This is a genomic window from Agrobacterium tumefaciens, from assembly GCF_009649785.1.
Classification (GTDB): domain Bacteria; phylum Pseudomonadota; class Alphaproteobacteria; order Rhizobiales; family Rhizobiaceae; genus Agrobacterium; species Agrobacterium tumefaciens.
Map to the genome: position 1 here is coordinate 24,264 of NZ_WJOK01000010.1, position 23,070 is coordinate 47,333.

Below are 23,070 nucleotides of genomic sequence, written 5' to 3' on the forward strand. Positions count from 1 at the left end.
TTTATCTCATGGACTTATTCCGTTTCGGCAAAGGCTCGTCATTTGCCAACGACGCGGCCGCACCAGGCGGCGAAATCCGCAGCCACGGCATGCCAGCCGATCTCGTTCAGGGTTTCGTGGCGCATGCCCCGATAGATCGTGTGTTCTACATGGCCGAAACCTGCTTCGCGGAAGCGTTCGGCAAGCCAGACGATCTCTTTGCCGTCATTGGTCGCGGCATCCTGATCGCCGCTGACAAGCAAAATCGGCAGCGTCTTCGGCAGGCGTTCGATGAGCCTCGGCGCACGATAGGACAATTCAAAGACATCCTGCCAAAGGGAGACGCTGGCCTCGAACTGGCAAAGCGGATCCTCCACATAAGCGTCCACCGCTACCCTGTCACGGCTCAGCCAGTCCGCATGAGTGCGTTTTTCCGGCATTCTGGCATTCCAGGCACGGAAGGTTGCTTTGGGCAGGATGGCGCTCGGCACATCAGAGCCTTTCAGCATCTTTTCAAGGCGCAGCACGATCTGTGCAAGACGGCCCATGACACCGGGATTGAGGTTGGAATTCCAGATGGACAGAGCATCAAAGGCATCCGGATGGCTGACGGCGGTGTTGAGCGCCACAAGGCCGCCCATGGAATGGCCGAACAGGATGACCGGCAGGCCGGGATGTCTTTCGCCGACCATCCGGCGCATCGCCATGACATCGGCAACGACCTTCTCGGCTCCGTCCTTCCAGGCGAAGCGGCCAATCGGCGCATCGGCAGCCTTTGTGCGGCCATGGCCACGATGATCGTGGGCATAGACCTCGAAACCCTGCTTTGCCATGACATCGGCAAAACGGCGGTAACGGCCGGCGTGCTCCACCAAGCCGTGGCAGATCATCAGCACGCCGCGCGCCGGAGAAAGGGCAGAGGGCTGGTGGCGAAAGGCGATGGATGCGCCTGATGGAGCGTCGAGCCTCTCAATCCGGCTGAACGTCAAGTCATCCGTCGTCTCATTCATGCTTTCACCCGTGCCTGCCATGGTATCCCTTGTCATAATCATGGGGTCATAATCGTGCCAGAGGTTGCCCCAAGGTCCTATTTACCCTACATAGCGGCAAATTTCCCGATACGTACTCTTTAAAATCCGATGTGGAGCATTCGCTACAATGGCACGTCAATTCATCTATCACATGGCCGGGCTGAACAAGTCCTATGGCGCGAAGAAGGTTCTTGAGAACGTCCATCTCTCCTTCTACCCCGATGCCAAGATCGGTATCCTCGGTCCGAACGGTGCCGGTAAGTCGACCGTTTTGAAGATCATGGCCGGTCTCGACAAGGAATATACCGGTGAGGCCTGGCTCGCTGAGGGTGCGACGCTCGGTTATCTCGAGCAGGAGCCGAAGCTCGACGAAAACAAGACCGTGATGGAGAACGTCATGGAAGGTGTGGCGAGCAAGACGGCAATCGTCGACCGCTACAACGAGCTGATGATGAACTATTCCGACGAAACGGCGGATGAGGGCGCAAAGCTTCAGGACATCATTGACAGCCAGAACCTGTGGGATCTGGAAAATCAGGTCGAAATGGCCATGGATGCGCTGCGTTGCCCGCCTGGCGACTCGGCAGTAACCGGCCTTTCGGGTGGTGAGCGTCGCCGCGTGGCGCTCTGCAAGCTGCTGCTTTCGCAGCCTGACCTGCTGCTGCTCGACGAACCGACCAACCATCTTGACGCCGAAACCATCGCCTGGCTCGAAAAGCACCTGCGCGACTATCCCGGCGCCGTGATGATGATCACCCACGATCGCTACTTCCTCGACAACGTCACCGGCTGGATTCTAGAACTCGACCGTGGCCGTGGTATTCCCTACGAAGGCAACTATTCCGCCTATCTGCAGGCAAAAGCCAAGCGCATGCAGCAGGAATCCCGCGAAGACGCCTCGCGCCAGAAGGCCATCAGCCGCGAACAGGAGTGGATCGCTTCCAGCCCCAAGGCTCGCCAGACGAAGTCCAAGGCGCGTATCCGCGCTTATGACGAACTGGTGGAAGCCGCTGAAAATCGCCGTCCCGGCGACGCGCAGATCGTCATTCCGGTCGCCGAGCGTCTGGGCCGCGTCGTTATCGAGGCGGAAAACCTCACAAAGTCCTATGGTGACCGGGTTCTGATCGAAAACCTCACCTTCAAGCTGCCTCCGGGCGGCATCGTCGGCGTCATCGGCCCGAACGGTGCGGGTAAAACCACGCTGTTTCGCATGATCACGGGTCAGGAAAAGCCCGATAGCGGTTCGGTGACCATTGGTGAGACCGTGCACCTTGGTTACGTCGACCAGAGCCGCGATACGCTGGCGGGTGACAAAACCGTCTGGGAGGAAATCTCCGGCGGCAACGACATCATCAAGCTCGGGAAGTTCGAAACGAACTCCCGCGCTTATTGCGGCGCCTTCAACTTCAAGGGCGGCGATCAGCAGCAGAAGGTCGGCAACCTCTCCGGTGGTCAGCGTAACCGCGTTCACCTTGCCAAGATGCTGAAGGCAGGCGGCAACGTGCTGCTGCTCGACGAACCGACCAACGACCTTGATACGGAAACGCTGGCAGCGCTCGAAGAAGCGCTGGAAGCCTTCGCCGGTTGCGCCGTTATCATCAGCCACGATCGCATGTTCCTCGACCGTCTGGCCACTCACATCCTCGCCTTCGAGGGTGACAGCCACGTGGAATGGTTCGAAGGCAACTTCGAAGACTATGAAAAGGACAAGGTCCGTCGTCTCGGCCCGGAAAGCATCAAGCCCGGCCGCGTCAGCTACAAGCGCCTGACGCGCTAATCCTGTTCTCGGATCACTTCAGAAAGGCCCGCCCAAAAGCGGGCCTTTTTTCATGCAATAAATGGGGCTTGAGGGGAGAGCGTGGCAAATTGCGCTTGCATCTCGCGTGACGCCGACATAAAGATATCTTTATATGTTGATTAGATTGCAAGGTGCGGCAGACGTGGCGTTCGGTTTGGATAAATTGGTGGATCTCTTGAAGGCGGCCGGTGAGCCGACGCGCTTTCGCTTGCTGGCGCTTCTGGCGGCCGGCGATCTGACCGTCACCGATCTCACCGAAATTCTCGGCCAGTCGCAGCCCCGTATTTCCCGTCATCTCAAGCTTTTGACTGAAGAAGGGTTGATCGAGCGGTATCAGGAGGGCGCCTGGGCCTATTTCCGCCTGCGGCAGGATGGCGAGCCCGCCGTTGTTATCAGGCAACTGCTGGGCGCCGCATCGCCCTCTGACGCCGTTCTCCAGCGCGACAGCGAACGCCTTGCCACCGTCAAGCGGGTAAGGGCGGAGCGGGCGCAGGATTATTTCAGCCGCAATGCCTCCGCCTGGGACGAGTTGCGCCGCCTGCATGTGAGCGACGAGGCCGTGGAAGGCGCATTGCTGAAGCTGGTCGGAACCACCCCGATCGACTCGCTGCTCGATCTCGGTACCGGCACGGGCCGCATCCTGCAGCTTCTGAGCGGCATCTATCGCCGGGCAATCGGCGTCGATGCCAGCCGCGACATGTTGTCGGTGGCGCGCTCCAATCTGGACAAGGCGGGCGTGGTCAATGCATCCGTTCGCCATGGCGATATTCTCAACCTGCCGCTGGAAGGCCAGGATTTCGATCTGATCGTCATCCATCAGGTTCTGCATTTTCTCGACCAGCCGGAGATCGCGCTTTCCGAAGCCGCCCGCATGTTGCGTCCCGGTGGCCGGCTGATCGTCATCGATCTTGCACCCCATTCCTTCGAGCATCTTCGCGACGAGCATGCGCATGTGCGGCTCGGCTTTTCGCATCCGCTTATGGATGAATGGCTGAAAAAGGCCGGGCTCGTGCTCGACCGTGCCGTCGATCTTCATTCTGAACGGGCGTCCGATGAATCCTTGGACGTCACGATATGGGTTGCCCGCGACCAGCGGCTGCTGATGGCAGACGATGTGGTGCAAGAGGCCGTTTTACTTGCTGCCGGGAGGGCATGATATGTTGAGGTCGGAAACCGCGCGCCACAATGGCGAAATCCGGGGGGATATCCGGTTATCTTTCGAGTTTTTCCCGCCCAAGAACCCCGAGATGGAGAACCAGCTCTGGGAAACGGTTGCCGAGCTGAAGAAATGGGATCCGGATTTCGTCTCCGTCACCTATGGCGCGGGCGGTTCCACCAAGGCGCCGACGCTGGATGCGGTGCGCCGGATGATCGGTGACAGTCATCTGCCGACCGCCGCGCACCTGACCTGCGTGGATGCCAGCCGTGACGACGTACATCAGGTCGTTGAAGAGTTTCGCAATGCTGGCGTTCGCCATTTCGTGGCGCTGCGCGGCGATCCGTCGACCGGTATCGGCACGGACTACAGGCCGCATCCGCAAGGTTACGAGAATGCCGCCGCTCTGGTGAAGGGGCTACGCGATATCAGCGATTTCGAGGTTTCCGTTTCTGCCTATCCCGAAAAGCACCCGGAGAGCGCCAGCGATGCGGTCGATATCGATATGCTGAAGCGCAAGGCGGACAACGGCGCAACGCGGGCGCTGACGCAGTTCTTCTTCGATAATGACGTGTTCGAGCGCTACATGGAGCGGGTTACGGCTGCCGGTATCACCATTCCGGTGGTTCCGGGTATCATGCCGATCCAGAACCTGACCCAGCTCAAGCGTTTCGCCGGCCGCTGCGGTACCAGTGTGCCCAGTTTTCTGGATGAGCGTTTTGCAGGTTATGATGACGATCTCGAGGGACGCGCCCGCGTTGCGGCGGAAGTTGCTGCCGAGCAAATCGCTGATCTTCAACGGCGCGGTGTCAACGAGTTCCATATCTACACGATGAACCGTGCGCCGCTGGTCGATGCGGTGCTTGAGAACCTCGGTCTTGAGCGTTTGCGCCGCAGCGCCGCCTGATTTCAGATATTCCATTTACGACTGGAAAAAAGCGCAGGCCCGACAGGACCTGCGCTTTTCAAACTCGTGTCATCTACGGTTCTTTTCTGCGTTTGGTCTTCACGTCTCGTCAGATGAAAAGCATCATCGCTACGAACAAAAACGCCAAACCGACTGCCAAGGCATTGAGAGATTTTGTAAGTCCCATGGGTGCCTCCTGTTGTTGACAGGTTCGATAATATGACCGTTTTGTGGCACTTGAAAAGCGGTTTCTGTGATGCGGTGCAGCATGCTTTGTGGCCGCTTAAAAAAGTAACTTCTGTAATTAGTTGAAAATAAAAGATTATTTTCTCATCACGCAGTGCTTCATATCTTTAAAAAAAGTAAATGACCGGGGTGTTATCCCCAGTCATCCGGTCGAGATTAACAGTTTGCGCCTTGATTCCGGCCGATAGATTAAAGGCCTGAAGGTGCGCTTAACACAGGTTAAAGCGCCTGGAGAAGTGCCTGGGTCGGCCATCCATCCGCGGGGATTCCGAGACGCTGCTGTTCCTTCTGGATGGCGACGCGGGTGCCGGAACCGAGAATTCCGTCCACCTTGCCAACATCGTGGCCGCGCGCTTCAAGCTTGGTCTGCAACTCTTTCATCGTCGCGTCATCGAAGCCCGGATCAGGATTGCCCTTGTTATAGACAGGGGCGCCCATCAGACGGTTGGCGAAATAGGCAGCCGAGGTCGTGTAGATGAACGACTGGTTCCATTCCAGATAGATGTTGAAGTTGGGATAGGTGAGGAAGGTCGGTCCCTTGCGGCCCTGCGGCATGATGAGGGCTGCGGGCAGGGAGGCGAAATTTTTGTTACCGTCGCGCGGGGTTACGCCGAGGGTAAACCAGTCACCGGCGGTAAGCGAACCGCCGAGGCCGGATTTCTCCCACGGCAGGTTTTCCGGTACGGAAACTTCCTGCATCCAGGGTTCGCCCTTCTTGAAGCCGAGGTGCTGGATGAATTTCGCCGCCGTGAGGATCGCATCCGGTGCGCTGCTCTTGACGTTGACATGGCCATCGCCATCACCATCGATGCCGAAAGCGATGATGTCCTTGGGCAGCATCTGTACCTGGCCGATTTCACCGGCCCACGCACCCGTGTTGGACGTGGGGTCGAGATCGCCATGCTGGACCATTTCGATGAGGGCCAGCAATTGCGGACGGAAGAGTTCCGGGCGGCGGCAATCATGCGAGAGGGTCACCAGCGCGTTACGGGTGTTGAAATCGCCCTGGACGGCACCGAAATCGGTCTCCATGGCCCAGAAAGCGGCAATGACGCCAGCCGGTATACCGAATTCGTTCTCGGCACGGGCAAAGGTTGATGAGAGCTCCTGCAGCTTCTTGCGGCCGATATCGAGACGGGCCTGGCTGACGGTGCGCTGGGAAAATTCGAGGAAGGTCTGGCGGAAGACGCCCTGTGCGCGGTCACGTGAAAGCACTTTGGGGTCTATCTGCGCGCCGGCCAGCGCCTTTTCGATGGCAGCCGCCGGAACACCCTTGGCAGCGGCCTCAGCCTTCACGCCCTCAAGAAATGCGCCGAGATCACCGCCGCAGGCAACCTGCTTTGGATCGTCAGGCGAGGCCACAGGCGGTGTGGCAAGGACGGAGCCGGTGGAGAGAAGCGACAGAGCGGCGGCAAAAATGATGCTGCGCGACCGAAAAGTGGGCATGGGAATTTCCTCGATAGGTTGTTAGCCCGCTTTACCCACATGTTTGCGACAAAAAAACGGGTCCAGCGATCTGCCGGTGCAGAAGAACGCCGATTTTTCGAATGTGTTGCTTCTTGGCCGTATTATTTGGCCGAAGCGATCCATTTCCGCCAGTTTTTCTCACTTCCGGCGAAGACATTGATGTCGGTCGGGCCGTTGACGCCGGGCACGACGCCGGTGGCCGTATATTGCCAGAAGGCCCACTGCCGGTCTTCGTAAATCTTGGCGGGATGCGCGGCGACGGAGCGCACCCAGAAATGGTAATTCTTGAACTGGCCAACGAGGTTGTCGCGGTGGAAGTCGACCGAGGTGTAGATGATCGGGCGCTTGCCGTAATGGGCCTCGAGGCGGTCGAGGAAACGCTGCATCTCGGCACGGACGATGCCAGGAGCCGGGCGCGTCTTGCAGGTGGGGGAGGAGGGGTTCCATTCCACATCGAGAACCGGTGGCAGGGTGACGGCTTCCTTTGGCACGTTGCTGATGAACCAGTCGGCCTGAGCGTCCGCCGTCGAGCAGAAATAATAGAAATGGTATGGCGCGTGCAGGATATCTGCCGCCGCCGCACTGCGCCAATGGTCGCCGAATTTCGGATCGATGCGGTCTGAGCCTTCGGTGGCCTTGATGAAGACGAAGGAAACGCCGGATTTGCGAACGGTCCGCCAGTCGACGTCGCCATTCCATTTGGACACGTCGATGCCATGCACCTCGTGGCGATGCGGGTTGTTCGTGCCAAAATCCTGTGGGTCGGTATCGGAGAATTTCGGCTTGGAAACAGAAGCCGTTTCAAGCAGGTCATAGCTCGTGGACGTACAGCCGCCGATCAACAACATAGCCGACAAAAGTGCCGATAGACGCAGCCGCATTGGAACCCTGATGAATTATTGTTGCCCATCCACGGCCGCAAAGTGGCGCGCCGCATCTCCCGATTTACCCATAACATGGTAAACAAGCCGTTATAGCAAGGGGCCGTGGCGTTTTTTCGGCTCGCAAGTCGCTGGATTCCAAGAGATTTGCGGTCTTTCAGTCCCAGTGGCGTATACTTGTAGGACCGCTGGCTGGCAGCGTCTCGCCCGCATTTGCAGAGGCGAGGCGCCTTAACCCTTGAGGATCAGGCGTCTGCCAGAATACGGCTGACTTTTGGCTGCACTTCGGCGACCGGAAGCGTGATGATGGCCCGCCAGGCGTAACCCCGGGCAATCTCCTCGAATTCGAGATTACCGTCAAAACGGCCTGCCATGTTGGCCAGAACGTAACGGAGATTGGCGCGGGGCGTGACGTGGAAGCGGGTGAGCCATGCCTGCAAAAGTGCGCGGAACCACTTGGGCAACTGTTCCTGCTGGCCGAAATCGACGATGTGCAGCGAGCCGCCGGGCTTGAGAGCTGTCAGCGCCTGTTCGATGGCCTTTTCCCAGTCCGGTATCATCGAAAGCGCATAGGGGATCATGACTCGGTCGAAACCGTCCGGCTGACCGAATTCTGCGGCGCGGAAAGCGGTGGCGTCGGCCACGCGCAGAACGGGGCGTTCCGTCTTTCCGGTAAAATTCTCGGATGCGGTCAGCAGCATTTCGGCGGAGATATCGAGACCGAACAGTCTTGCTTCCGGAAACTTGCGGCTGGCCAGCAGCAGGTTGCGGCCGGTACCGCAGCCGACTTCAAGCAGCGTGCCACCCTTGGGCACATCGAGGCCGGAAATGGTCCTGTCGCGGCCCAGAAGGTAATATTTGCGGGTAATATCGTAGATATGCCGCTGGTGGCGATACATGCGGTCCATCAGGCTCGCATGCGCCTCATCCGCAAGGCCGACGTTCTCGCCGATGGCTTTCATGCCAGAGCCCTCTGATAGATATGGAAGCCGCCATAGATGGCCGAACGGTCCATGGCGTTGAGCTCATTGGAGCGTTCCTCTAGATAGATCCACTGGTTGCGTATATCGGCCGAGAGACGGCCTTCAATCACGCTCTTTTCGGCGGCGGTGCGGAAGATGACGCGGGCGCCGGGAGCGGCGGTGCGGCTGATCTGCGACCACAATTCGTTGAGCTGCACATCCGTCATCCAGTCCTGCGCATCGAGCAGAATGTAGCGATCGACGCCGTTTGCCGGCTTTTTGGAAAGCAGCTCGGTATAGGTGGCGTGGTGCACGGCAACGCGGGCGGTGTTGTCGCGGATCGTCTCGTAATATTCCCGCTTGAGATAAGCGGGTAGGGCACCCTCATGCGGCTCGGGATAACGGCGCGCGAAGGCCTGCCAGGCGAAATAATTGTCGCTGAGCGGAAAGTTGCAGGCAAGCTTTTCCAGCCGCTCCTTGAGGACGGAGGCGACCGTGCCGTCGTTGGAAAGGCTTGCCAGCTCGTCATATTGGCGGGGTGGAATGCCAAGGCCGAACAGCGAACTTTTTCGCTTCGTCAGCCAGCGCACCACCGGCTTGTCGAACAGCGGTGCGACCTTGCTGTCGAAGAATCGACGCTGTTCATCCAGCGTGCGGCTATTGGCCATTTCGGTCAGCTTGACGCCGTGCAGGCGCGCCATAAGGTGGCCGGCGCCGATGAAACGGCCGAGCAGACCGGTGCGGTATATGTTCCTGTCGAATACCGAGATGCGGCGACGGCCGGACAGGGTGCGCTTCGACCAGTAGGCCTTGGTCGTGTCGTCGAGATGGTCGGCGATGAATCGGTCGTAGCCGTGACTATTGCTGCGCGTATTGGCGCGGCCGAACTGGCGAACCACATCCTGATGGGCCGGGAGATGGCGGAAGGCGGCAAGCTTCAGCTTGTTGAGAGCGATGTGATGCGGGTTGAGATCCACCACATCGATGCTGGCAGGGTTGCGGGAGAGGTAGGCCAGCATGTTGCAGCCACCCGAGCCGATGGTGACGATGCGGTGGCCTTCAGCAAGCTCCATCGCTTCCATATCGATTTCCGGGTCTTCCCAGATTTGCGGATAAACCAGACCGGAAAAGAGAACCCCGAAGAACCGTTCGGAAAAACCGCTTTTCGAGAGCGCCTTGTGCTGGAGCAATGCGGACTTCAGTTTCGTATTCTTGCTGAAGCCGGTCTTGGGTGCCGCACTCGTCATATGTTCACCTCTCAATAGATTGAGAGGCGTCTACAGTCACGACGCTACAGTTTGATGACAGGGGTTGTGGGCCGACGTAACGAATCGAAAAGGCGGTGTGAAACCAACTCAGGTCTCAAGCTTAGATTTGGATGCGACGTCATCCTCGGGCTTGTACAGAGGATCCAACCACATATCGTAAAATCAAAAGCTTGCAGATCCCAGGGACAAGCCAGAGGAGACGAAAGTGACGTGCTCGACGTTTTTAAGAAAAGCTGCTTTCCTGCATTGCAGTCCCGGTGCTGCTCAAAGGCTTACTTGCGCAGAACGTGCAGCATGCCCTTGCGCTTGGCGTCGTAATAATAACCGCGTGCATAAAGCCTGACAGCATTGTCCCGGTTGTTGTCAGCAACAAGCCAGGCGCCGCTCAGATATTTGACGGCATATTTGAGGTTGGTTTCGGCATCGAACAGGCCAGAGGCGGGACCATCAAAGCCCATGGAGCGGGCCGTGGCGTGCTTGATCTGCATCAGGCCGAAGTGGCCGCCATTATAGGCGCCGGGATTGTATCTGCTTTCACGCTGCACCACGCGATGCACCAGATCTTCCGGCACATTATACATGACAGCGTATTTCGAAATAAGCCCGCTCAGCTTTTCACGTCCGGCCGGTGCGGATTTGTACGGCGCCGTCATCGTTTCGTTCTGCCGGATAGCGGCAAGGGCGGCGTTGGTCGGACCGGCCGCATAGGCCAGAACCGTGCTGTCCGGCTTCGGCAGTGGAATGACTTTGCGTTCCGCGGTCAGTTCGGTACCGATCGACGGCGTTCCGGGCGGCGGCGGTGCGGGCGGGAAGCTGCCCTTGACGGCAACCACCTGCGGCAGGTCGGCGGCAGCCGGTTTCCCGGCGGCACTTGCGGTTTCGATCGCTGCGGCTGCCGGCGTTGCGGCGTGCGGTGCAAGAGCCGCAGCCGTCGTCGGCGCGGCTGTCGTTACCGTTGCCTGCGCGACCTCTGTCTGTTGTTGCTGCGGCTGCATCTGGATTGGGCTCGCCACTGCCGCTGCAATTTCCGCTGCCGGCGGCAGCGCCACGCGGCCACCCTTGACGGCGGCGACGGTTGGAAGCGATTCGGGCTGGGAAGAGGCTGCCACGTCAGTGGCATGTGCTGCCGGTGCGGCGGTATCAGCCGGGGTACCAGCCGTTTCCGACTGTGCGGAGGCTTGTGCCGGTGCGGTTTGGTTGACGGCAGCTATTTTCGGGCCGTTCGGCCCTTCCTTTGCGGCATATTCGACGCTGGTGCATCCGGCCAAAGCCAGGGCAAGGCCCACCGTGGAAGACAGAAGAAGTGCGCTTCTTCCGCGGAATTTTGCCGAATTTCGCATGTTGCCGCCTTCGTTATGCCTGTCTGTCGATACCCCCGCGTCGAGCGAAGCAGGCAGTGTCCCATCGAGCCTTCATTAACCTATTGTAAGGATAGCGGCAAGCCGGGACGTGGCGTCGCGGTTTTTCAGGCGGCGATGCGGCGGTATCCGGCGCTGACGGCACGGCCAGAAATGAAGTGAGTGCGGTATTTCGGCCGGATTTTTTTGTTGCCGGACATGCGGCGCACCAGTGCCAGCGTGGAGCCGGCAAAGAGTGCCTGCGCTGCCAGAATGCCAAGTGCCAGCAACAGGATTGCGGCCTGCGCTACGGCCAGCGTTTCGACCGCATTGCCGGAGGTGGAAACGAATTGCGGCAACAGTGCCAGGAAGAACATGAAATAGCGCGGACGAAACGCTGCAATGGCGTAGCAATCACGGAAAATGCCGCTGGATGATTTGCCGGGCAGATTGTCATTGTCTGCATTGGCTGCCTGGGCGGCGGGGGTGGCAAAGTTCCATAACAGGAAAAGAATCAGCCAGCCGATACCAGTCCACTGAACGATTTCCACAAAGGCATGCGGCAGATAGGCAAGGCCAGCGGCTGGAAACGCGGATATCGTCATGGCTGTGACGATGCCAAGCGCGCCGCCAGTGATGGAGGCAAACACCGTTTTTCTGCCGCGGATAGCAGCATAGGAGGCGACAGAGAATACAAGGGGAGAGGGAAGTGCGAACACAACGGCACATGCTGCACAAAAAACCAGCCACGCCTGTCCAGACATTCTCTTCCTCCTTGCCCTCCCTGTCGCCGCTTTCTCCAGCCTATCGTAAAATTAGGCCGCTGTGAACGGTTGACCGACGTGTTCCATCACTTCGGTAAACCATTTTGCAGACAGGTCGAAATGCTTTCCGCCCTTGATACGCGGAAACTCGATGGTCCGCAATTTACCCTTTTGGTCTTCGTCGTGGCCGGTGACGCCCGAAACCTTGTTCAGCGCGCTTTCGACGGCAAGATCGACCATGCCCTGGATGAGGCGCAGATCATCGCCATTGGCGGGAGCGGAGCGGGCGAAGTAACCGGATTTCTGGACCATGGAGCGTTCGGCGCCGATGAGGCCGGCGAATTGCTTCTGGAACCAGCCGCCGACATTGATGGTGTCGATCTTCACATGGCCGAAGGCATCGCGCTTGACGGCTTCACCGGCGGCTTCGCGTTCGGCAACGATGGAATCGAGCCCCGCTCCTTCGGAAACGAACAACGTGACGTAGCCGTGTTTGTCCATGATCGCCTTCAGCCGTTCGGCTTCCGCTTCGATGTCAAACGCCATTTCCGGCAGGTAGATGCCGTCTATGTTCTTCATCTGCGTGTTCATCATCAGTCCTTCGACATATTCATTGCCGTTGGTCTTCTGGATGTAGGCGCGGGCGGTCGCAGCCGTCAGCCAGCCGCAATGGCGGCCCATGACTTCGTGGATGACAAAGGTCTTCGGCGCAGCACTCTGCTCGTTGCTGACATTGTCGAAGAAGGAAGCGCCCACTTCGGCCGCGGTCCATGCGCCGAGCGACTGCCTGATCGGAACCACGTCGTTATCCACGGTCTTCGGCAGCCCGACGACGGTCAGATCGTAACCGTTGGCGCCGAGATAGGCGGCAAGGTCGGCGGCCGTCGTGTTGGTGTCGTCGCCGCCGATGGTGTGGAGAATGGTGATGCCGTCGGCAGCCAGCCGTTCGGCGGCAACGCGCAGCGGATTTTCACCCTCTTTCACCAGCCCGCGCTTGGCGCAATCGGCAGCGTTGGTGAGCTTTACGCGGCTGTTGCCGATCGGCGATCCGCCATAACGGTGCAGCAGATGCGCCTTTTCGCGCATGTCCTTGTTGATCTCGATCCGGTCGCCCAGAAGCACGCCCTGATAGCCGGAACGATAGGCCACAATGTCAATATCAGGCGCGACGTCGCTATAACGCTCGATCAGGCCGCCAACGGCTGAAGAGAGACAGGGAGCAAGGCCACCCGCGGTCAGCATTGCGACTTTCTGTTTGGCCATCGTGGCTCTCCTTTGCTTGGATAGAAAGATATGTCTGGCAAATGGATGCGACAGCCACGTGTAGGTGTAAAGTGAATTTATCACGAAAAATGCCGATTTCTCGCGGTTTTTCAGCAGCTTGGGCAAAGAAGCCGAATATAATCGTTTCAATCGCCTCCAACCTTGCACCAGGCTTCGCCGTCTGTGGAAAACCGTTGCTCTCCCGTTTGCCGCCCCCTTGCTCCTGAAGAAAAACTGTCGCAAAAATGAATAAAAGTTAATGCCGCAGCGGCGCCGCGCATATTGCATTCACGGCGATATGCCGTCATGCTTGGCGTCATGATGTTCGATTTCGCCTGTTTGCATATTTCATCCCTGTGGGAACGGCTGCTCGGCGCGATCGGTGACGCGGCAGGCAGCACGCTCGGTCGCGTGGTAGAGGCGATCCGCACCCTTTTCGAGGGAGATCCGGAGACCCGCCGCAAGGTTTCTTTTTCCGTCGCCATTATCGCGCTGTCGGCAAAGATGGCAAAGGCCGATGGTGTCGTGAACGATGCCGAAGTGCGCGCCTTCCGGCAGATTTTCGATTTTCCTGAAGAAGAGGCCAGAAACGTTGCCCGCCTTTATAATCTCGCACGCCAGGACGTTGCGGGATACGAGGCCTATGCCGAGCGTCTTGCCGGTCTTTGCGGCTCCGGCCATGACAATTGCGAGATGCTGGAAAGCGTCATCGATGGCCTGTTCCACATCGCCAAGGCAGACGGCTTGATCCACGAGCGGGAACTGGCGTTTCTCGGCCGTATCGCGGAAATCTTCCATATTACCGAAGATCATTTCGAAACGATCATGGCACGGCACGTCCATATGGATGGGCGCGATCCCTATCGCGTGCTTGGCGTTTCGCCCTCGGACGACTTTCTGGATATTCGCAAGCGTTACCGTTCGCTGGTTGCCGAGCACCATCCGGACAAGCTCATCGCGCGCGGTGTGCCGATGGAATTGCACGCTGCCGCGAATGAGCGTATGGCGGCTCTCAATGCCGCCTATGAGGCCATCGAGAAAGAACGCCGCGTCGCATGAGTGAATTTCTGCCGGATTTCAACCCGGATTTCGGGGGCGCAACCATTGCGCCTTCTCCCAACCATGGCGAAAGACAGGGCGTGGCAGGCCCGGATATCATCCTCCTGCACTATACCGGCATGACGACCGCCGATGGCGCCCTTTCGTGGCTCTGCAATCCCGAAAGCCAGGTCTCCAGCCACTATTTCGTTTTTGAAGACGGGCGTGTCATGCAGCTTGTTGCGGAAACTCGCCGCGCCTGGCATGCGGGCAAAAGCAGCTGGGCGGGGGAGGCGGACATCAATTCCCGCTCCATCGGGATTGAAATCGCCAATCAGGGCCATCCGGGCGGCCTGCCGGAATTTCCGGAAAAACAGGTGGCTGCCGTCATCGAATTGTGTCGCGATTGCGGCCAGCGGTGGTCTATCTCCCCTGAAAGGGTGCTTGCGCATTCCGATGTGGCGCCGATCCGCAAGGTTGATCCGGGTGAAAAATTCCCATGGGACATCCTGTCGCGGCACGGTGTCGGTCATTGGGTAGAGCCAGCGCCGATCCGCGGCGGACGTTTTTTTCAGCGCGGCGATCACGGCCAGCCAGTGGAAGCGCTCCAGTCCATGCTATCCATTTACGGATATGGCGTTGAAATAACAGGCGCATATTGCGAAAAAACAGAAGGTGCCGTGGCCGCCTTTCAGCGGCATTTCCGCCCGGCGCTGGTGGATGGTATCGCGGATTTTTCCACGATCGACACGCTGCATCGGCTGATTGCCAGCCTTCCGAAATTTTCGGCCGTTTGAACGCCGTTTCTGGAAAAGCCTTCCCCGTTTCCCGGTCGCGCAAGTCGATTTTTTTGTTGTGCCACAGTTAATCCGCATTGAGGAAGTCTAAGAGCCGCAGTGGACGCGGTGCTGTTCTTCAGGGGAGCTTGCCGTCAATATCAATCAAGGAGACTGGACGGTAGAAGGTCGTAATCGACTTTCCGCGCGCTGGACGTTTTTATCGTTTCATTGTTCCGGTTATCCGATCTGGAGACTATTTCAACAGATGAACAGAGTTTTTGTTGCTGTCGCAGCGGGCGTTGCTATGCTCGTTTCGCAGGCGGGGATTGCTTTTGCCAAAGACGAGGACGTCAAGACCAAAACCGTGACGCTGGGGACCTTCTTCCGTACGCCCGGTTATCCCGTTCCCGAAAAGAGCCTGCCTTCGTCGCTCAAGAACGACTATTCCGATCTGATCGTCAAATATGCCAAGCGTTACGGCGTCCCCACCAATCTGGCCCATGCCGTCGTTTCTGTCGAAAGCAAGTTCAACCCTAGGGCTCGCGGCAGCGCAGGCGAGGTCGGGCTGATGCAGATCAAGCCGGCAACGGCGCGCATGATGGGCTTTCGCGGCACGACCAAAGCCCTCTTCGACCCCGAGACCAATATTCGCTGGGGCATGCAATATCTGGCAACCGCACACCAGCTTGGCGGCGGTGAGGTTTGCAGCACGATCCTGCGTTACAATGCCGGCCACGGCGCCACCCGCATGAACCCGGTGTCCAAGCGTTATTGCGGCAAGGTCCAGGCGCTTCTGGCCAGCTGAGGTCTTTTGCTGAAGCGTGTCGTGATGTTTCAGATTGGCGATAAGCTTTAAGTCCTCGTTTTATCGCATCTCGTTATTGCAAAACCGCTGCACGCTCTTGCGCGGCATGTTTCGGACGTCACGAAAATCGATTCCGGTTTATGCGTGCATGCTGTAGTCAGGAGCAAACCTGATGCGGAGCATGACATGCCGGATTTCAAATATATCGTGGTCGGTGCCGGAATGATGGGTGCGGCGGCAGCGAGGCACCTTTCGGCGCAAACGGATGGCGTGGCGCTGATCGGGCCGGATGAACCCGCCGATCGCAAGACCCATACCGGTGTGTTTTCAAGTCACTATGACGAGGCGCGCATCACCCGTGGTTTCGATGGCGATCCCGTCTGGGCGGAGCTGGCGCAACGCTCCATCCGGCGCTATGCCGAGATCGAAGCAAAAAGCGGCATCCGTTTCTTCACCGAAGCGGGCTGTCTGTTTACCGGAAACGGCAAGGGGCTTGCTGGAGACTACGTTTCGCGAGCCTTGGTCTCGACCGACCGTCTCGGTCTTGGCGTGGAAACGATCGGCGGCGATGCGCTGGCTCCCCGGTTCCCGATGTTTTCCCTGCCGTCGGATCACGACGGTTACTTCGAGGCGCAGAATGCCGGCCACGTCAATCCGCGTGCGCTTGTGAGGGCGCAATGCACGATTGCTGCTGCGCAGGGCGCGCGACTGATCCGCGAGACGGCGGCGCATGTTCGCGATACCTCCCATGGTGTGGAAGTTTCCACCAGGGAAGGGGCCGTACACACGGCCGAAAAGGTCATAGTGGCCGCTGGCGGTTTCACCAACATGGCTGATCTTCTGCCTTCCTCGGTCGATATGGCGGCAACGGGCCGCACCATCGTGTTTTTCGAACTCGACGAAGCAAGGCAGGCCCTCTTCGGCTCCATGCCCTCGACCATCGTGCTGGCGGAGACCGAGGACGATATCGTCTATATTCTGCCGCCTGTGCGTTACCCCGACGGCAAGGTCTATCTGAAGATCGGCGGTGAGAGCGAAAAGGGCAGGCTGGAAACGCTGGCCGAAGCAGTCGGCTGGTTTCATTCCGACGGCACGCCGGGCGAAGTGGAATTCCTGACGAAGCGGGCGCTATCGCTCATGCCGGAACTTGCGGGCTGCCCCGTGACCTCTGGTTCCTGCGTCGCATCCATTACCCGTAGCGGTTATCCATATATCGGCTATACGCAATCTTCCAATATCGCGGTTCTGACCGGTGGCAATTTCGTTTCCGCCAAGTCTTCCGACGAAATCGGGCGGCTAGGCGCGGTGCTGCTTCTGGATGGCCAACTGACCGAGAGTGATTTTGCTGCCGAAATGTCGCCCGTTTTTATCTGACATTCAGCAGCGAAGCGGCTACAAAATCGCGGCTGTATTAGAGCGGGTTGAGGCGAAGAGGGCGGCATGTCGGGACATTTCAAATATATCGTTGTCGGTCGTGGCATGATGGGTGCTGCCGCCGCCCGCCATCTGGCGGAAAACACCGAAGGTGTGGCCCTGATCGGCCCCGGTGAACCTGCCGACATCAAGTCACATCCGGGTGTTTTCGCCAGCCATTACGATGAGGCGCGCATTACCCGCACCATTGATGGTGATGCGGACTGGGCACTGCTCGCCAACCGCTCGATCGCGCGCTACACCGACATCGCGGCAAGGAGCGGCGTGGAATTTTACGCTCCCGTCGGCTGTCTGATGGTTGGGCCTGAACGCGGTGGCGACAATCCTTTTATCGACAACGTCTGTGAGGCAGCGGCGCGTCTGCGGGTTTCCACGGAAATGCTTGACGACGCAGGTCTGAAAAGCGCCTTCCCCTATTTCTCCTTCGAGCCGGGCTGCGAAGGCGTGTTCGAAAAGGACAATGCCGGTTACGTCAATCCGCGCGCGCTGGTGAAGGCGCAGAACGTTCTGGCAGACAAAGCCGGCGTTACGCTCATCGACGATATAGTCGTCTCAACGCGGGAAGAGGCTGGCCATGCACGCGTCGAGACGGCCTCGGGTGCGGTTTATACAGCAGACCGGGTGCTGGTCGCTGCGGGTGGCTTCTCGATCACGAAGGATTTGTTGCCGCAGCCCGTCGCTCTCAATGTCTATGCGCGCACCGTCGCCTTCTTCGAGGTAGACGAGGCGGAGCTGGGACAATATGCGGGCATGCCGTCGCTGATTTACGAGCCGCGCGACACGACGAAACATATCTATCTCCTGCCGCCCGTCCGTTATCCCGATGGCAGGTTCTATCTGAAAATCGGCGGCGATCCCGATGATAAGAAGCTAGATAGCGATCCCGAAATCCGTGCATGGTTCCGTTCCGGCGGGCGCGAAAGCGTTCGCGACCATCTCTCTGCCATCGTCGGGACCTTGGTGCCATCCATCGACCGGTCGCGCATTTCCATGGCCGCCTGCGTGGTGTCCAAAACGCCGGGCGGTTATCCGGCCATCGGCTTTACGACGTCACCGCGCATTGCGGTTCTGACTGGCGGCAATGGTACGGCGGCCAAGAGTTCCGACGAGATCGGGCGGTTAGGCGCCCTGTTGCTGCGGGATGGAAAAATTGGCAACGACGACTATGCAACGGATTTCAAGCCTGCATTTCTTTGATCTTCCGTTACGCTTTTCGGTGGCTTTCGCCAAAGAACATGGGTATTGACGCCATGCCAGTTGGCTGGGCAGCCGCGCTTTACCAATGTCGAAAGACGGTAAGGTGAGGAAAGTCCGGGCTCCACGGAAATACGGTGCCGGATAACGTCCGGCGGGGGCGACCCCAGGGAAAGTGCCACAGAGAGCAAACCGCCATGCCTGGCATGGTAAGGGTGAAAGGGTGGGGTAAGAGCCCACCGCGCCGCTGGTGACAGTGGTGGCAAGGTAAACCCCACCGGGAGCAAGACCGAATAGGGATGACACGGGGCGCGGGCGAAAGCCTTCGTCTACAGCCGGTTTCCGGGCCCGTCATCCGGGTGGGTTGCGAGAGGCGGCATGCAAATGCCGTCCCAGATGAATGGCTGCCACGTTCCGGGTCAAACCGGGGCCATACAGAACCCGGCTTACAGGCCAACTGGCGAATTTCCTGCCGCTTTTTTCGGTGGCGATCAGCCCTCGATGATATGGGGCACGTAGCGGGAGAGATTTGCGGTGATAGGTGACGCGTCCTCGCGAATCCCGAGCCCGCAGGGCCGATCGGCGACGATCCAGCTTCCTAACACGGCGTATCCGAAATCGCTCTTGAACAATGGTGCGTAGGCCTGAAAAACATACCCCTCTTGGCCATAATTGCCGGGGGCCGATAAAATTTCGCGTCGGTTTCGATAAAGGCTGACATTTTCGCCTTCACGCGAAAGAAGCGGCTTCACCACGTAATCCTGTAATTCATATATTTCAGGATCGTCCGGGAAGAAACTCGGGAGCAGATTCGGGTGATTGGGATGCCGCTGCCAGAGCAAAGGCAGCAGGCCTTTGTTCGACAGCACGGCTTTCCAGGCCGGCTCGATGAAAATATCGCCTTGCGCAGGCAGATGCGTGGCAAAGGATTCTCGTAACATGTATTCCCAGGGATAAAGCTTGAAGCAGCGTTCGATGACGCGACTTTGAAGGTCAGCATAACGCCCGCACGCATCGATGCCGATGTCTCTGATATCGAGGAATTGGGCACGGTGGCCCGCCTGAATGGCGCAGTCCATGAGATAAATCGTCGTGCCGCAATCCTCGGCGTTGTCGCTCACCGCCGCGAAATGGAAAATCCTGTCGCGCGAGAATTGCCCGAAGGCCTCAATCAAGGCTTCCTGAACCGAGTTGAACTGGTCGGTTTGCGGCGGGAGCGTTCCAAGGGCGACCTGATCGGTCAGCCAGTTATATTGGAAATATCCCGTTTCGAATACGGAAGTTGGCGTGTCGGCGTTGTATTCCAGCAGCTTTGCAGGGCCATGCCCGTCATAGGCAAGATCGAAGCGGCCATACAGGTGGCGGTCGCACCGCCGCCAAGAATTTCGAATGACATCATGGTGATCGCGGGGGATGGCAAGACGGGTTAAAGCCTCCTCACTGTGTACGATGTCGGCGACGAGATCCATGCACATGTCGTGCAGGATCTGGCTCGGTTCTTCGATGTCGCGCTCGATTTCATCCAGTCCAAAGCAATAGGCTGCATCGTCCACCCAGTAAGGCTCGCCATGCATTTCATGGAAGGAGAAACCGACAGCATTGGCTTTCTCGCGCCAATCCGGGCGCGGCGGGACTGTGATGCGGCGCATATCAGCTTCCTGAAAAGGAGTGGCCGCCGAATCCACCACGGCCCTTGACGTTCGTTTTGGCGTTGGACGTCTTCACGTCATTCGCCAGCGCGCCTCCTCCTGACGTGATTCCGCCGCCGCCTTGGTCCTGTTCACTGGCCGTCACATCCGGTATGACGAGGTCGCCGTTGCGTTTTCGATAGGCCGACATCGCACCGTTGGAACCCGACTCGCTGTTTTTCTGCCTGCGGCGATAGTTGCTGTAGTCGGCAAAGTTTTCGATGGACCGAGGCATAACAAAACCGGCGGGTGAGGGTGTGAAGACGCCTATGCCGGTGGGGTTAGTGGAATTGAGATTTTGTTTCAGCTCAAAGCAGTTTCCCGCGCCGTATTCCATTTCACATGCGACCATATTGAGAAATTTAGGTGCAGTGGCGAGGTGATGTTGGCCGGCGTCTTCGGATGCCGCTTGGCAAGCCTTGGGATAGACACCGGAGGCAACGCATTTTTCAACTGAGGTATAAAGAACCTCTTCCTCCGATGAAAAAGCCATAAAAAGGCCTATTGCGGCAATCGTACCGAGGGCGAGACGCGGGTGTTCTGTCACGTCCAAATACATGTCTGTTCCTCAATAGGCCATGCAGGCGGCGTTTAAAATCCCGATGACCACAGCGATGCCGCCGCTCCAGAGCCCGGCCGCAACGTTATCCTCGGTGATTTTCAGGTGCAGGTCGGTCATGGAGAGTTTGGCGATGTAGAATGCGAGAACCTGTACCAGCAGGCCGATCACTGCCCAGACGATATAGTCGGGGAGGCTGACGGAATTAGCCGCCGCCGAGGCGAGCGGCAGGCTGAAGCCGATCAGTGCCCCCAAAAAAGCGACGACGGCGGCAAAGTTGCCGGCCTTGATCAACTCCCCCTCGCGGTGGGGAGTAAGGCGGGTGTAAATAGCGGAAAAGGTTGCCAGGCAGAGCAGGCCGATCAGAAAATAACTTAAGAAGGCAGGTAAGCCTGCCACGTAATTCGGCATTATTGTCTCACAATGAAAAACACAACTTCAGAAATCAAAATCAATTGAAAGTTTAAAAAGTCAAGCGTCGCGGCGTTGTTGTTTGTAGAGAATGACGGTTCTGGCTGAGCGCAACATGCGCATTGCTTCTGCGTCAAATCGAACCTCTGCAACTGGTCTATCGCTAAATCACACAGATAGCCGTAACGCCAACCAAGTTGGCATTCCCACGGCACCATCAGAGCGTCTTTTGCGATTTAAGTGGCGCGTGTTCGGCGAGGGCCGCCAAGTGTCTGTTTCGCAAACAAAAAATTGGCATATCGACCCAAGTTTTATTTGTTTCCGCTGGCACATGAGTTCGCGAAGTAAACCATTCGTTAAACTTAACGGCTTATGAATTTCCGATGCGGAGTCGGTATCGTGCCGGCTTCTCCCATTGACGCCCATAGTGTCCCATGGTATCCCAAATGCACACCGCACTGGGTCGTGTTTTTGACCCGCAATCGCTGAAACGAGTGAGGAGCCTGCAACGGGCTGCTGCAGGGCATGTCGCCCTGACGCTTGGCGATGTGTCGTGCGTACCGGTGTTGTCTGTGGGGCGGATGATTCGCTTTGCGGAATGCGGTTTTGGCGAGTTGAGTAATGGACCGCTTTTTATCGAACGTAACGAACAGGATCGACGCCAAGGGGCGCGTTTCGGTTCCGTCTCCGTTTCGTTCGGTGCTGGCACAGCGTGGGATTCAGGAGCTTTATTGTCTTCAGGATTTCGCGTTTCCGGCAATCAGTGTCGGCGGTCCGGATTTGCTGGAGCGCTACGAGCGGCAGATCGCGTCCATGGATGCCTTCTCGCCGGAGGCGAACGCAATGTCGCTGCTGGTACACGGCGGCGGCGTTTTCATGAAGCTCGATCAGGAAGGTCGGTTGATGGTGACGGATTTCGTCCGGGAATTTACCGGCATATCCACGGATGTCACCTTCGTTGGACGAGCGGATCATTTTCAGCTTTGGCAACCGCAGGCGTTTTTGGCGGCGCAGGCGGCAGCAAGAGCGGGGCGCGGTTTTTCGGCTGCACGCCCCGCATAGGACGGGGACACAGAATGGCGGCGAATTCTGGCGGGCGATCTTCTGATGCCGGTGAGGGACCTCAGCGTCACATCCCGGTCCTGCTTCGCGAAGTGATCGCTGCGCTCGAACCCGCATCCGGCAAGGTCATCCTCGACGGCACTTTCGGCGCCGGTGGCTACACCCAGGCAATTCTCGATCAAGGTGCCAATGTCATCGCGCTTGACCGCGATCCTAACGCGATCGCCGGCGGCCAGGCCATGGTTGCTGCAAATGGCGGCAGGCTTACCCTCATTCAATCGCAATTTTCCGATCTGGCAAGGCACGCGCCGGAAGGCGGTCTTGACGGCGTGGTTCTCGATATCGGCGTTTCCTCCATGCAGATAGACGAGGCCGAGCGCGGTTTTTCCTTCCAGAAGAACGGTCCTCTCGACATGCGCATGTCCAGCTCCGGCGTTTCGGCGGCGGATGTCGTCAATCGCGCCAAGGTCGGCGATCTCATCCGCATCTTCGGTTTTCTCGGCGAGGAAAAGCAGCCGGGCCGCATCGCCCGCGCGATTGAAAAGAGGAGGGCGGAAGAGCCCTTCCGCACCACGCGTGATCTGGCGGGCCTCATTGAAATCGTTACGCCGCGCAAGGCTAAAGACAAGATCCATCCCGCAACACGGGTGTTTCAGGCGCTGCGTGTTTTCGTCAATGACGAACTCGGCGAATTGGCGCAGGCCCTGTTTGCTGCCGAGCGGGCCTTGAAGCCCGGCGGCCGGCTGGTTGTCGTCACGTTCCATTCGCTCGAAGACCGCATCGTCAAGAAATTTTTCTCCGAACGTTCCGGAAAGGCGGCGGGTTCCCGCCATCTGCCGATGGTGGAGGACAAGCCCGCCATTTTCGAAAATATCGGCAAGCCGATGGTCGCTGCAAGCGACGAGGAGGCGGAGATCAATCCGCGGGCCCGTTCGGCCAAGCTGCGCGCCGGCCTGCGCACGGCGGCACCTGCCCGGGCGGCAGATTTTTCGATTTTCGAACTTCCCGATCTCGCCAGCCTTGAAAAGATGGGAGGCTGAT

21 protein-coding genes and 1 other RNA gene are annotated in these 23,070 nt (G+C 58.4%); 11 read left to right on the plus strand and 11 right to left on the minus strand.

Annotation, left to right across the window (positions count from 1 at the left end; translation table 11 throughout):
• Positions 1–38: 38 nt before the first annotated feature.
• On the minus strand, positions 39–1,010 hold the full coding sequence (locus GH784_RS12505; RefSeq protein ID WP_173995117.1) for an alpha/beta fold hydrolase: 972 nt from the start codon (positions 1,008–1,010) through the stop codon (positions 39–41).
• A gap of 127 nt (positions 1,011–1,137) precedes the next feature.
• Between GH784_RS12505 and ettA the strand changes: the two genes are divergently transcribed.
• The 3 genes from ettA to metF all read left to right on the plus strand — a co-directional run bounded on the left by ettA (position 1,138) and on the right by metF (position 4,871).
• Positions 1,138–2,787, plus strand: coding sequence for an energy-dependent translational throttle protein EttA (gene ettA / locus GH784_RS12510; protein ID WP_003513287.1), 1,650 nt, complete (start codon positions 1,138–1,140; stop codon positions 2,785–2,787).
• A 163-nt stretch (positions 2,788–2,950) separates the two neighbouring features.
• Positions 2,951–3,964, plus strand: a complete 1,014-nt coding sequence (locus GH784_RS12515; RefSeq protein ID WP_019565268.1) for an ArsR/SmtB family transcription factor — start codon at positions 2,951–2,953, stop codon at positions 3,962–3,964.
• Position 3,965: 1 nt separating this feature from the next.
• Positions 3,966–4,871 carry a methylenetetrahydrofolate reductase [NAD(P)H] gene (gene metF, locus GH784_RS12520; RefSeq protein WP_003513283.1) on the plus strand — a complete coding sequence of 302 codons (906 nt, stop codon included), beginning with the start codon at positions 3,966–3,968 and terminating at the stop codon, positions 4,869–4,871.
• 465 nt (positions 4,872–5,336) lie between these two features.
• On the opposite strand, the gene GH784_RS12525 is transcribed toward metF, so the two are convergent.
• The 7 genes from GH784_RS12525 to GH784_RS12555 all read right to left on the minus strand — a co-directional run bounded on the left by GH784_RS12525 (position 5,337) and on the right by GH784_RS12555 (position 13,059).
• Positions 5,337–6,563 carry a lytic murein transglycosylase gene (locus tag GH784_RS12525; RefSeq protein WP_065702342.1) on the minus strand — a complete coding sequence of 409 codons (1,227 nt, stop codon included), beginning with the start codon at positions 6,561–6,563 and terminating at the stop codon, positions 5,337–5,339.
• Between the two features lie 122 nt (positions 6,564–6,685).
• Positions 6,686–7,465, minus strand: a complete 780-nt coding sequence (locus GH784_RS12530) for a glycoside hydrolase family 25 protein (RefSeq protein WP_013636525.1) — start codon at positions 7,463–7,465, stop codon at positions 6,686–6,688.
• Positions 7,466–7,710: 245 nt separating this feature from the next.
• Positions 7,711–8,427: a class I SAM-dependent methyltransferase gene (locus GH784_RS12535; RefSeq protein WP_065702343.1), complete on the minus strand. Its 717-nt coding sequence runs from the start codon at positions 8,425–8,427 to the stop codon at positions 7,711–7,713.
• Complete coding sequence (locus GH784_RS12540; protein WP_065702344.1) at positions 8,424–9,674, minus strand: BtaA family protein; 1,251 nt, start codon at positions 9,672–9,674, stop codon at positions 8,424–8,426. The genes GH784_RS12535 and GH784_RS12540 overlap by 4 nt, the downstream gene beginning before the upstream one ends.
• Before the next feature lie 293 nt (positions 9,675–9,967).
• Positions 9,968–11,035: a lytic transglycosylase domain-containing protein gene (locus GH784_RS12545; RefSeq protein WP_065702345.1), complete on the minus strand. Its 1,068-nt coding sequence runs from the start codon at positions 11,033–11,035 to the stop codon at positions 9,968–9,970.
• A 125-nt stretch (positions 11,036–11,160) separates the two neighbouring features.
• Complete coding sequence (locus GH784_RS12550) at positions 11,161–11,796, minus strand: LysE family translocator (protein ID WP_065702346.1); 636 nt, start codon at positions 11,794–11,796, stop codon at positions 11,161–11,163.
• A 51-nt stretch (positions 11,797–11,847) separates the two neighbouring features.
• Positions 11,848–13,059 carry a pyrophosphate--fructose-6-phosphate 1-phosphotransferase gene (locus GH784_RS12555; protein WP_003513264.1) on the minus strand — a complete coding sequence of 404 codons (1,212 nt, stop codon included), beginning with the start codon at positions 13,057–13,059 and terminating at the stop codon, positions 11,848–11,850.
• 318 nt (positions 13,060–13,377) lie between these two features.
• On the opposite strand from GH784_RS12555, the gene GH784_RS12560 reads away from it, so the two are divergent.
• From GH784_RS12560 to rnpB, 6 genes are all read left to right on the plus strand, one after another.
• Positions 13,378–14,118, plus strand: a complete 741-nt coding sequence (locus GH784_RS12560; protein WP_013636520.1) for a J domain-containing protein — start codon at positions 13,378–13,380, stop codon at positions 14,116–14,118.
• Complete coding sequence (locus GH784_RS12565; protein ID WP_065702347.1) at positions 14,115–14,894, plus strand: N-acetylmuramoyl-L-alanine amidase; 780 nt, start codon at positions 14,115–14,117, stop codon at positions 14,892–14,894. The genes GH784_RS12560 and GH784_RS12565 overlap by 4 nt, the downstream gene beginning before the upstream one ends.
• A gap of 247 nt (positions 14,895–15,141) precedes the next feature.
• Complete coding sequence (locus tag GH784_RS12570; RefSeq protein WP_003513258.1) at positions 15,142–15,681, plus strand: lytic transglycosylase domain-containing protein; 540 nt, start codon at positions 15,142–15,144, stop codon at positions 15,679–15,681.
• A gap of 186 nt (positions 15,682–15,867) precedes the next feature.
• Positions 15,868–17,055, plus strand: coding sequence for an NAD(P)/FAD-dependent oxidoreductase (locus GH784_RS12575; protein ID WP_065702348.1), 1,188 nt, complete (start codon positions 15,868–15,870; stop codon positions 17,053–17,055).
• Positions 17,056–17,121: 66 nt separating this feature from the next.
• Positions 17,122–18,312, plus strand: a complete 1,191-nt coding sequence (locus GH784_RS12580; RefSeq protein WP_111828577.1) for an FAD-dependent oxidoreductase — start codon at positions 17,122–17,124, stop codon at positions 18,310–18,312.
• Between the two features lie 56 nt (positions 18,313–18,368).
• An RNA gene (rnpB, locus tag GH784_RS12585) (RNase P RNA component class A) lies at positions 18,369–18,774 on the plus strand.
• A gap of 26 nt (positions 18,775–18,800) precedes the next feature.
• On the opposite strand, the gene GH784_RS12590 is transcribed toward rnpB, so the two are convergent.
• From GH784_RS12590 to GH784_RS12600, 3 genes are read right to left on the minus strand one after another with little or no spacing between them, the layout of a single operon-like run.
• A complete protein-coding gene (locus GH784_RS12590; RefSeq protein ID WP_065702349.1) occupies positions 18,801–19,958 on the minus strand; it encodes a glutathionylspermidine synthase family protein in 1,158 nt (385 codons plus the stop codon).
• Position 19,959: 1 nt separating this feature from the next.
• Positions 19,960–20,556: a DUF1190 domain-containing protein gene (locus tag GH784_RS12595; RefSeq protein WP_003513247.1), complete on the minus strand. Its 597-nt coding sequence runs from the start codon at positions 20,554–20,556 to the stop codon at positions 19,960–19,962.
• 9 nt (positions 20,557–20,565) lie between these two features.
• Positions 20,566–20,967, minus strand: coding sequence for a DUF350 domain-containing protein (locus GH784_RS12600; protein WP_003513245.1), 402 nt, complete (start codon positions 20,965–20,967; stop codon positions 20,566–20,568).
• A gap of 621 nt (positions 20,968–21,588) precedes the next feature.
• Here GH784_RS12600 and mraZ point away from each other — a divergent pair.
• Entirely contained in the window at positions 21,589–22,029 is a 441-nt protein-coding gene (mraZ, locus tag GH784_RS12610; protein ID WP_003513235.1) for a division/cell wall cluster transcriptional repressor MraZ, read from the plus strand.
• 14 nt (positions 22,030–22,043) lie between these two features.
• Complete coding sequence (gene rsmH, locus GH784_RS12615; protein WP_013636514.1) at positions 22,044–23,069, plus strand: 16S rRNA (cytosine(1402)-N(4))-methyltransferase RsmH; 1,026 nt, start codon at positions 22,044–22,046, stop codon at positions 23,067–23,069.
• Position 23,070 lies beyond the last annotated feature (1 nt).